This is a genomic window from Chamaesiphon sp. OTE_8_metabat_110, from assembly GCF_031382685.1.
GTDB lineage: Bacteria > Cyanobacteriota > Cyanobacteriia > Cyanobacteriales > Chamaesiphonaceae > Chamaesiphon.
Window position 1 is genome coordinate 1 of sequence record NZ_JANMZA010000074.1, and the last position, 9,635, is coordinate 9,635.

Annotated in this window: 3 protein-coding genes; 2 read left to right on the forward strand and 1 reads right to left on the reverse strand. The window is 50.3% G+C overall.

The features are described 5' to 3' along the window. Window positions 1-6,142 (reverse strand): polyketide synthase (locus RMO52_RS02910; RefSeq protein WP_310410707.1); only part of this gene is annotated, 6,142 nt, incomplete at its 3' end. A gap of 369 nt (window positions 6,143-6,511) precedes the next feature. On the opposite strand from RMO52_RS02910, the gene RMO52_RS02915 reads away from it, so the two are divergent. Together RMO52_RS02915 and thrC are read left to right on the forward strand one after the other, a co-directional pair. Beyond that, window positions 6,512-7,972: a sugar transferase gene (locus RMO52_RS02915; protein WP_309744494.1), complete on the forward strand. Its 1,461-nt coding sequence runs from the start codon at window positions 6,512-6,514 to the stop codon at window positions 7,970-7,972. 275 nt (window positions 7,973-8,247) lie between these two features. Next, window positions 8,248-9,546, forward strand: coding sequence for a threonine synthase (thrC, locus tag RMO52_RS02920; protein WP_309744492.1), 1,299 nt, complete (start codon window positions 8,248-8,250; stop codon window positions 9,544-9,546). The last annotated feature ends 89 nt before the right edge of the window (window positions 9,547-9,635 follow it).

Sequence of the window (9,635 nt, forward strand, 5' to 3'; positions counted from 1 at the left end):
GTGGGGGAGTAGGGGAGTAGGGGAGTGGGGGTGCTGGGGGGCTGGGGGACTGGGTGATGGCTGGAGTTGGATGGCTGCTGAGGAGTTCGAGTTGGCGAGCCATGATTTGGAGCTGCTGCTGGATTAGCGATTCGATCGCGCTGCTAGTACCCGCACTCATCGCACTGTTAGCCGCTGGCTGGGCGACGGAGATGACGGGGTTAATTGCTGGCGGTGGTGGGGGCGCGATCGGGCTGGGTGCGACGGCAATTGGTAAATTAACTGGCGGAGTCGGCTGGGCGATTTCAGGTGCTGGAAAGGCTTCTGGGGGCAACTGGAAATCGATCGAGCGGGCGAGGGTTGTCATTGTCGAGCAATCTTCTAACAACTGCCGAAAAGTCACGGGGACTTTGAATTTCTTTTTTAAGCTCAGCGCTATTTGAGTGAGCGACAGCGAATCCAAACCTAGTTCCAAGAAGGTCGAGCCTCGATCGCCCGTACCGATCTTGATGCCAGCGGCAGCCTCGATAACTACGGCGATTTCGGGCATCAATCGCTCGTGCCTATTCTGTTCGGGCATTATCCTCATTGCTGGTTCTGACAATTGCTGTGAAGTCATCGCTGTGTTTGGCAAAGGTGCGGTTGGAGTGGAATCGATCGCAGTCGCGGTAGCTAGATCGGTTGTGGGGACTGAGTTGCGAAAATGAGGCGGTGGGTCGATCCAATATTTTTGTCTCTCGAATGGATAGGTTGGCAGTGGTACCCGCTGTCGAGTTTCCTGATGATAAAATTTCTGCCAGTCGATATTGGCTCCGGCTTGCCACAATTGCCCGATCGCGGCGAGAATATATTGCCAGTCCCGATCGGGTGCGGCGACATTGCCCAAGGACGGGATGACATTCTGGCGATCGCGGCGTTGTTGGGTAGCGAGAGTGGTTAAAGATTGCCGAGGGCCGATTTCTAGGAGGACATAATCGGGATTGCGCTCCCACAATGTCTGAATTCCTTTGGCAAACTGGACTGGCTGGCGGAGATGTTCTGCCCAATACTGGGGATCTACAGCTTGCGCTGCGGTAATCCAGTCGCCTGTGACTGCCGACACAAATGGGATCTGGGGTGGCGACAATCGCACTCGGGCAACCTCAGCGGCAAAAGGGGCGACGATCGCTGCCATCATTGGGGAGTGAAAGGCATGGGAGGTGTGGAGTAATTTACAAGCGATGGTAGCTGCGGTGAGTTCCTGTTCCAATCGCTCGATCGCCTGTGTCGAGCCGGAAACAACGCAGGCGACGGGACTATTAATCGCGGCGATCGCGAGTTCCGGCGGAAGTTTGCTGGCAATCTCTTCGGCAGAACAGCGGACGGAGAGCATCGAGCCAGCAGGCAAATCCCACATCAATTGTCCCCGCTTGGCAACGAGCTGGAGGGCATCAGTTAGCGAGAACACTCCCGCTAAGCAAGCAGCGACAAATTCGCCGACACTGTGTCCGATCGCGGCTTGAGGGCGAATGCCCCAACTTTGCCACAGTTGGGTGAGTGCATATTCGATCGCAAACAGAGCTGGTTGGGTGTAACGAGTTTGACTGAGTAATTCGGTACTCTGAGCTGTCGCTAATGCTGACGGATAAATTATTTCCCGTAAATCTAGCCCGAGTAATGGTTGTAAAATCTCCGTACAATTATCGATCGCTTGTCTAAATATGGGTTCCGATCGATACAAATCTAACCCCATATTTACGTGCTGAGCGCCCTGTCCGGAAAACATCCACGCTACCTCAGCATTTTGGCTGTCAGCATTTTGAGTAGCGGTTAATTGCGGGGGTAATGTCGCCAGATTGACGATCGCGTCGCTCGGCTGCTGACAGACGACAAATCGCCGCTGTGAGTAGCGTTTGCGCCCTTGTTGGAGGGTGGCGGCGATATCGGCTAGGGGTGGATTAGAAGCTCGTTTGAGGTAGTCGTGAAGGTCGTTTGTCTGCCTGTCGATCGCGGTAGCGGTTTTAGCCGAGAGTAACAATAACTGATAGGGACGACTCGGACTCGATGGCGGTATGACTGGGGGCTGTTCGAGGATGACATGAGCGTTGGTGCCGCCGCCGCCGAAGGAGCTAACTCCCGCGCGGCGCGGGGTAGTAGCTTTCCAGTCTGTTAATTTAGCGTTGACATAGAAGGGGCTATTGGCAAAATCGATGTAGGGATTCGGTCGCTCGTAGTTGATACTCGGGGGGATTTGGCGATGGTAGAGGGCTAAAACTGTCTTGATAAATCCCGCTACCCCAGCGGCAGCGGTAAGGTGTCCCAAATTACTTTTAATCGAGCCGATGCCACAAAATTGGGTGGCGGTAGTTTTAGTGCGGAAGGCTTGAGTTAGGGCTTCGACTTCGATCGGATCGCCTAAAGCAGTTGCGGTACCGTGAGCTTCGATATAAGAAATCGTCTCAGGATCGACCCCAGCTTGAGCTTGAGCCTGAAGAATCGCACCCATTTGACCCCTAACGCTCGGAGCCGTAAAACTGACCTTATCCGCGCCATCATTATTGATCCCGACACCCTTAATCACCGCATAAATCCGATCGCCAGATGCGATCGCCTCGTCCAAGCGTTTGAGGACGACTAGCCCCCCACCATTATTAAATAATGTCCCCTGGGCGTTGGCATCAAACGGACGGCAATGTCCGTCGGGGCTGAGAATACTCCCCTCCTGATGCAAATAACCGCGATTTTGGGGTGTATCGATCGCCACACCGCCAGCTAGCGCCAAATCGCAGCGGTTGGCTAATAAGCCTTCGTAAGCTTGAATAATCGCCACTAAAGAAGTCGAACAAGCCGTACTGATATTAATACTCGGCCCTTGGAGATTGAGTTGATAGGAAGCTCTAGTGGCAAAATAATCGCGATCGTTAACCAAATGTGTCTGGAACTCACCAAACCGATCGAGAATATCCGTTGGGCTTTGCCCTGCCTTCGGCAATCGATCGCTCAAATGTCGCTCGAAATAAGTAGTATCAGCCGAGCCAGCATAGATCCCGATTTTATTTGTTGCCCCAGCGACATAGCCCACCGTCTCAAGGGCTTCGGCGGCTAGCTCCAGCAATACTCTAGCTTGAGGATCCATCATTTCTGCCGTTCTCGCAGTCATCCCAAAGAAGCTGGCATCAAAGAGTTCGGCTCCGGCGAGAACGCCTTTGGCGCGGACATAATTGGGATCGGCGAGTACTTGTGGATCGACACTCGGATCGATTTCATCTGGCTCGAAAAAAGTTATTGCTTCTCGCCCCGCGCACAAATTTTCCCACAGCAGATCGACGCTATCGGCACCAGGAAATCTACCCACCATGCCAATTACAGCGACATCGGTATTTTTAACAGCAGGTAATTGCGTTAGCGGGACGCTCGGCGCTACTGTCGTCGGTGGTTGGGCGACGAGTACCGAATTGAGATATTTAGCTAACGCTCGAATCGTTGGATATTGATACAGTCTCACTGGCGAAACTTTGAGGTTAAACTTCGCTTGGATCGACTCGATGGCGGCTAAGCCTAATAAGGAATTACCACCTAAATCGAAAAAATTATCCTCGACACCAATCTTTTCCAGGCGGAGACTAGCTTGCCAAATCTCGATTAAGATTTGCTCAATCGCGGTATCGGCAGCCACCAGCGTCGCTCTGTAGTCGATTTGCGGTTGCTCGGGGAGGGGCAAGGCTTGACGATCGATTTTGCCATTAGCAGTTAGGGGCATCGCTGCCACACACACGAAGGCCGCCGGAACCATATAGTCGGGTAACTGCTGCTTGAGTGTCGCTCTCAATGCGGGAATGTCCAGCGGTGCTGGCGTCGCAGGTACCACATACGCTACTAGCCTGAGATCGCCCGGTGCGTCCTCTCTGACGATCGTTACGGCTTCTTGGATCTGCGGTTGTTGAGTGAGCGTCGCGTCGATTTCACCCAGCTCGATCCGAAAACCGCGAATCTTCACCTGATTGTCGCTGCGTCCCAAATACTCCAGATCGCCATCGGGCAGGTACCTCGCCAGATCGCCAGTTTTATACAGCACGCCATCCGGGGCGAAGGGATGCGGGATAAACCGCTCGGCGGTGAGTTCGGGACGATTGAGATAACCCCGCGCTACCCCTGCGCCACCGACGTACATTTCGCCAGTTGTGCCGACTTCGACTGGCTGCAAGTCGGGATCGAGGACATATAATTCTAAATCGGGAATCGGGCGACCGATGGCACTCCCGCAATCGAGATCCGTCAGATCAATCGGGCGATAAGTCACATGCACGGTAGTTTCAGTGATACCGTACATATTCACCAACTGCGGTGCTTTATCCCCATATTTAGCAAACCACGGCTGCAAGCTAGGCAGATCGAGCGCTTCGCCACCGAACACCACCAAGCGTAATTGCAGTGCTAATTGCGCCTCGGGTTTAGTTGCGACGCGTTGCAGTTGCCAAAATGCTGAAGGCGTCTGATTGAGTACCGTCACTCGCTCTGTCGCTAATAACTCATAAAAATCCTGGGGCGAACGACTCACATCAAACGGCACGATTACCAGCCGTCCCCCATAGATTAACGCCCCCCACAGTTCCCACACCGAGAAGTCAAAGGCATAGGAATGGAACATCGTCCACACATCGCGATCGTCAAACTGGTACCATGCTTGAGTTGCCGCAAACAACCGCCCGACATTGGCATGAGTTACCAGCACCCCTTTGGGCTTGCCTGTCGAACCGGATGTATAGATTACATAAGCTAGATTGGCGGGAGTAAGATCTATCGAGATATTCGGGCGTTCTGCCGACTCTGGCAGATCTTCAAAACAAACCAGCTTCCCAGAGTAATCATCAAAAGCCGCTGCTAAGTCCTTCATCGTGACTAAAACAGGCACGCCAGCGTCCGCCAGTATATAATCCAGTCTTTCTTGAGGATAAGTAGGATCGAGGGGCACGTATGCCCCACCAGCCTTGAGAATGCCGAGGATACCTACCACCATTTCGATCGAGCGGGTGACACTCAACCCCACTAATGTCTCTAGCTGGATATTCAGCGTCTGGAGGTAGTGCGCCAATCGATCGGCGCGTTCGTTTAACTCGCGGTATGTAAGCTGCTGGCGATCGCAGGTAATAGCAATCGCCTCCGGCGTCCGAGCCACCTGTGCTGCAAATAACTGATGCAGACATTGAGTTTGGGGATAGCAGCGCCGGGATGGTAACGGCACCCGATTGGCAGCGAGTAAGTCAAGTACGACGGTATATATCTCTCGATCGATACATGTCAATGCTGGATCGTACTTCCAGATGAGTTCGATCGTCTCGACGACAGTACTCGGCTCCCCCGCCTGTAGACACCTAATCGCATCATATAAGAGCCGAGTGCCATAAAACTTAATCCAAGTGGCACGACCGCGCTCGTAGGCAGCAATCAGCTCTGGCGTGGAGGTCTGCGCCGACCAGACATACTCCGCCTCTAACTCATGCGTGGCGAGGGTCTGCGCCAACATTTTGGCAGACTTACTCGATTCATTGCCGCCGTGGTAGCGATATTCCGATACTACCCGATCGTGGAAATAAATCGGCCACTCGCGGGCGATGCGCAACCACAAGTTTAGATCTTCCTGTTGCGGTGCAAACCCGCCTACTGCGGTAACTGCCTCCCGCCGACAGATGGCGGTAGCACACTGGATATTATGCTGGGCTGCTAGAATTGTTGTATAGCTGGCAACAGACGGCGGCTCGTCAAAAAGTCGCTGAGTACTATACGAGCCGTCGGGATTAATCGATCGAAATAAGTATCGTCCAAACACAAAGCCAGCTTCAGGATGCGCTTGCAGACAACTTACGCCAATCTCGATCGCTTCAGGGCACAAATAATCGTCGCTATCTAAAAAAATTAGATACTCGCCCGTGGCCACCTCGATCCCCTTATTCCTCGCCCCAGGCAAACCTTGATTGCTTTGATATATATACCTAACCGTAGGGTATCGAGCGCAAACTAACCTAGTATCGTCGGTCGAACCATCATCGATCGCAATAATCTCACTGGCGGGGTAGCTTTGGTCGATCGCACTCTCAATTGCTGCGGGTAAAAATTCACCACTGTTGTATGATGGAATAATTACAGATATACTACAATTAATTGTTCCTACCCAATTCCACTCCATGAACTTGCTACCCTCGGTTTCTAGTGATTTGCTGAGTTTACTATCTTCACATCAATCGTGAATGAAAATTATGCCAAAAATTAAAATATACACACATTTTTTCTTCAGGCATACTAATTTTTCAACCGCCAGATGACTTAATTTACCTTAGTCATATATCTGAATTAATATTTTTGAGTGTCGATCTCCAAGATCGCAATTCAAATAAATTTAGTCAAATGATTATTGACATTATCGACATTTTTTAGTCATGATGGCAGGGTAATATTTATCTAAAAGTTAACAAAATAAATATCACAGGCAATTAGTGATTTAGATCACGATAGCAGTTTTATTCGATCCCATCTCACATCCTTTTGGAGCGATCGCATGACCGATCTCAAAAAATCTGATGCCCTTGCTTACAGTTGGCAGACAGAAGATATCAGAGCAACAAACCTGTCAATCCGCTGGCGGACGCCGCTAGTAGTATTGAGATCGATCGTGTCGGTCTTTTTAGACACTTCGATGTTGTTTATATCATGGACGATCGCCGATCGGATCGGTACGCAGACAGAAGGGCGTCATATTACCGACACCATCGTACCGATTCTAGCTGTGAGTATCGGCACCTTGGCAGCATCTGGATTTTATGGTACCGATGACAAGCTGCATCGCTTCGCAAAATTACTAAAATCGCTCACGCTCGCACAAGTGATGATTTTAATCGCCGCGTTCTTTTATCAACCTGGATTGTGGTGGATATCGCGCTCGGTATTTTTGATTGCTTGGGTGCTAAACTTTGTATCGATCGGTTCGGCCAGATATTTATTAGATTTAGTCACGATCGAAATCCGCAAGCGCAATCCAATTTTTCAGCAATCAGTCGTGCTGATGGGAAATCGTAGCGATATCGATAAAGTCACTAAGTTAATCGCTCGATCGCAACAATTTAAAATCCATAGTGTTATCGATCTGTCGGTGTGGGATATTCAAAATGAATTAGAACATATCATCGACCAAATTTGCTCGCAAAGAATTAGTGAAGTGTTTATCTGTTCAAAGCAGCTAATTGACAATCAAATCATCTTGTATTGGAGTTTAAAAGCTGCCGGAATTCATCTGAGGATAGTCCCAACCGAATTGCAATTGCCGCAACGAGCCGCTGAGACTAAGATGATTGAAGAAATCCCCACTGTCCGGTTTAAATCTCTAGCTATTTTTGGAATCAATTTTTGGTTAAAACGTCTGCTAGACTCGATCGCAGCGGCGTTTCTGGTAATTGTGCTAGCACCAGTTTTCATCGCGATTGCGATTGCCATCAAAAGTACCTCAAGCGGCCCAATTTTTTATCGTCAAAGTCGCGTGGGCTTGAAGGGTCGGCATTTCCAAGTTTGGAAATTTCGGACGATGGTTGAAAATGCTAGCGAGCTGCAACGCCAGCTAGAATCCCAAAACGAGGTCAAAGGTGGAGTTCTTTTTAAAATTAAAGAAGATCCGCGAATTACCAATGTGGGTAAGTTTTTGCGTCATTATAGCCTAGACGAATTACCCCAGTTGATCAATGTCTTACAAGGTCAAATGAGTCTGGTCGGCCCGCGCCCGATTGCTATTCGCGATTATGAGTTGTCGATCCAGAATGTCGAACAATTCTCGCGCGATCGCTTCTTACGCTACGAAGTATTACCAGGAATTACCGGACTGTGGCAAGTCAAAGGTCGTGCCAGTATCGATTCTGATGAGATTTTCTATTGGGATATGATTTATATCCTCCAATGGTCGCTCGCTCTAGATCTCAAAATATTACTCGAAACAGTTAAAGTCGTTCTCTTTAGAGAGGGATCTTATTAACTTGCATCTTGCATCGACACAAAGTTACTAGTGTTTTGGTGAATAGTGGATAGTGGATAGTGAATAGAAGCCTCGCCTTTAGCGATACGACAGCCGTTGGCGATAGCCTGCCGTAGGTACAGTGTGTCTAGCGCTTTTGAGTTCTGGCTTAGGGGATTTTACGCCAATGACATACCCGACTAATTTAGTCGGGTATGTTTGACGGCAAAATCTAGCCATGGTAAGCTTGTCGCTAACAAGTTAACGGATCTTCTTTATCACAACGACCTCCTAACATGACCCAAGCAACCTTAAACAGCAACAGAACGACTGCCGCCAAAGGACTAGCCTGTAAAGAGTGTGGTACTGAGTACGAACTCAAAGCGACACACATTTGCGAACTATGCTTCGGGCCATTAGAAGTCCAATATGATTATGACTACCTCCGTACCAAGGTGACTCGCGAGAGCATCAAAGCTGGCCCACACTCCATCTGGCGCTACAAAGATTTACTCCCCGTTCCCGACGAGCATATCGTCGATGTCGGTACCGGAATGACGCCCCTACTCAAAGCCAATCGCTTGGCGCGTCGCCTGGGTCTGAAGAATCTCTACATTAAAAACGATGCTGTCAACATGCCTACCTTGAGCTTCAAGGATCGGGTGGTATCGGTAGCACTTTCCAAAGCCAAAGAATTTGGCTTCTCGACAATTTCCTGTGCGAGTACTGGTAACTTAGCCAACTCCACCGCCGCGATCGCCGCTCATGCTGGGTTGGAATGCTGCGTCTTTATCCCTGCCGACCTCGAAGCAGGTAAAGTGCTGGGCACGGTCATTTACGGCCCAACTGTCATGGCAGTTCAAGGCAACTACGATCAAGTAAACCGCCTCTGTTGCGAAGTTGCCAACACCCACGGCTGGGGATTTGTCAATATCAATCTGCGTCCCTACTACTCCGAAGGCTCCAAAACCCTTGGGTATGAAGTTGCCGAACAACTCGGTTGGCAATTACCCGATCATGTAGTGGCACCGCTGGCTTCTGGTTCCCTGTTTACCAAGATTCACAAGGGTTTCCAAGAATTTGTCAAAATTGGCTTGGTCGAAGACAAACCAGTCCGGTTTAGCGGCGCACAAGCTGAAGGTTGCTCGCCGATCGCTCAAGCATATGCTGAAGGTCGCGATTTTGTAGTCCCAGTTAAGCCCAATACGATCGCCAAATCGATCGCGATCGGCAACCCCGCCGATGGTATCTACGCCCTAGAACTCGCTCGCAAAACCAACGGTCATATCGAAGCTGTTACCGATGCCGAAATCATCGAAGGGATGAAGCTCTTGGCAGAAACCGAAGGCATCTTCACCGAAACGGCTGGCGGTACGACTATTGCCGTCCTCAAAAAACTCGTCGAAGCTGGCAAAATTAGCCCCGACGAAACTACCGTGGTCTACATCACTGGTAACGGTCTCAAAACCCAAGAATCTATCCAAGGTTACGTCAGCGAACCCTTCCAAATCGAAGCTAAACTAGACAGCTTCGAGCGCGCCCTCGAACGATCGCAGACACTCGATCGCTTAGACTGGCAACAAGTCTTGGTTTAGGTTTTAGGCAGGGGATAGGGAATAGGGAATAGTGGACACGATCGAACGCTTGTTCAGTCCCCGCGTCCCCCCCGAGCCCCCCAACCCCC